We start from the raw sequence: 2,061 nt of genomic DNA on the forward strand, positions 1-2,061 counted from the left end.
GTGGGTGAACTGGTGCTGATTGCCGATGAACAGGGGCGCCTGCGGGCGATCGACTGGACCGATCACGAAGCGCGCCTGATGAAGCTGCTGAACACCCACTACCGCGCCGATCGCTTCACCCTGCGCGAGCAGCGCGATCCCAGCGGGCTGACCGACGCCATGCAACGCTATTTCGCCGGGGAACTGAGCATTATCGATCGGTTGCCGGTGATGACCGCCGGCACCGAGTTCCAGCGCACCGTGTGGCAACAGCTGCGCCAAATCCCCTGCGGCGAGATCCTGACCTACGGCCAGCTGGCGCAACGTATCGGCCGTCCGACCGCCTCGCGCGCGGTCGGCATGGCCAACGGTTCAAATCCGATCAGCATCGTGGTGCCCTGTCACCGAGTGATCGGTTCGCAGGGCGCGCTGACCGGCTATGCCGGCGGCGTACAGCGCAAGCAATGGCTGCTGCAGCATGAAGGCTACCTGCCGAAAAGTTTGCTGTAGCCGCTGCGATCGGCTTAAGCAGCGCCATTGTTTGGCGCTGCTTAATAAAGCACATTGCCCAACGCCGCGCTCGTGCCCGCTGGGCACTATTAATAACCTGTGTGAATAAAACGCATAAGTCACAAATAATACTCATAACTTCAGTCCGATACAGAATAATCGGCGGCATGTGTGCGCAAAATTCGCACACAATACCCCTATTCATGTTAATGCCACCCTTATCAGCTGCAGCAAAAGATGTTAAAATTGACTCATATCAATTATTGAATGAGCGTAATCTATGATCCCGGAAAAACGCGTGATTCGTCGTATCCAGTCTGGTGGTTGTGCGATCCATTGCCAGGACTGCAGCATCAGCCAGCTGTGCATTCCTTTCACCCTCAATGCTCACGAGCTGGACCAGCTCGACAACATTATCGAGAGGAAGAAGCCCATCCAGAAAGGCCAGACCTTGTTCAAGGCCGGCGACGAGCTGAAATCGCTGTACGCGATCCGTTCCGGGACCATTAAAAGCTACACCATCACCGAGCAAGGCGATGAGCAGATCACCGGCTTCCACCTGGCGGGCGACCTGGTAGGCTTCGACGCCATCGGTGGCCTGAAGCACCCGAGCTTCGCGCAGGCGCTGGAAACCTCGATGGTGTGCGAGATCCCGTTCGAGACCCTCGACGATCTGTCCGGCAAAATGCCGAACCTGCGTCAGCAGATCATGCGGTTGATGAGCGGCGAGATCAAAGGCGACCAGGACATGATCCTGCTGCTGTCGAAGAAAAACGCCGAAGAGCGCCTGGCGGCGTTCGTTTACAACCTGTCGCGCCGCTTTGCGGAGCGCGGCTTCTCACCGCGCGAGTTTCGTTTGACCATGACCCGCGGCGACATCGGCAACTACCTTGGGCTGACGGTGGAAACCATCAGCCGCCTGCTGGGGCGCTTCCAGAAAAGCGAAATCCTCAGCGTGAAAGGCAAATACATCACCATTGAAAACGCCGACGCGCTGTCGGTGCTGGCCGGTACGCCGCGCATCAACGTGACCGTCAACGCCTGATTCCCCCGCCGGATCACCATTTCACCGAAATTGTTGATCCGGCACGCTTCCGTTGTTGTTCTGTTTTTCAATGTTGGGTTACTCTGTAAATTAACAGACTGTTGATTTCAGCTGTAAGGAGGCCCTATGGCGAAGTATCAGAATCTTCTGGTGGCTATTGACCCCAATCAGGACGATCAGCCGGCATTGCGCCGCGCCGTGTACCTGGTAAAACGGAACGGCGGGCGCATCAAGGCCTTCCTGCCCATCTACGACTTCTCTTACGAAATGACGACCCTGCTCTCCCCGGATGAAAGAACGGCGATGCGGCAAGGTGTGATCAGCCAACGCGCCGCCTGGATCAACGAGCAGTGCCGCTTCTATCTCAACGACGGCGTGCCGATCGAAATCAAAGTGGTTTGGCATAACCGCCCCTTCGAAGCCATCATTCAGGAAGTGCTTTCCGGCCAACATGACCTGCTGCTGAAAATGGCGCACCAACACGATCGGTTAGCTTCTTGCGAAGGGTATTCCTGTTACGCGCTCCT

General features: G+C 56.9%; 3 protein-coding genes. All 3 read left to right on the forward strand.

Going from position 1 to position 2,061, the window contains the following annotated elements; translation table 11 throughout:
- Positions 1 to 489: methylated-DNA--[protein]-cysteine S-methyltransferase (gene ogt, locus ADK28_RS02945; protein WP_048794833.1), on the forward strand; the 489-nt coding region annotated here is incomplete at its 5' end.
- 280 nt (positions 490 to 769) lie between these two features.
- Positions 770 to 1,534, forward strand: coding sequence for an FNR family transcription factor (locus ADK28_RS02950; RefSeq protein WP_004938278.1), 765 nt, complete (start codon positions 770 to 772; stop codon positions 1,532 to 1,534).
- Positions 1,535 to 1,660: 126 nt separating this feature from the next.
- Positions 1,661 to 2,061: universal stress protein (locus tag ADK28_RS02955; protein WP_048794834.1), on the forward strand; the 401-nt coding region annotated here is incomplete at its 3' end.

The sequence above is a fragment of the Serratia sp. 506_PEND genome (genome assembly GCF_001076875.1).
GTDB classification, from domain to species: Bacteria; Pseudomonadota; Gammaproteobacteria; order Enterobacterales; family Enterobacteriaceae; genus Serratia; species Serratia marcescens.

Excerpts from the sequence above, each read along its gene's own strand:
- ADK28_RS02950 (WP_004938278.1), top strand. The coding sequence starts at position 770 with ATGATCCCGGAAAAACGCGTGATTCGTCGTATCCAGTCTGGTGGTTGT.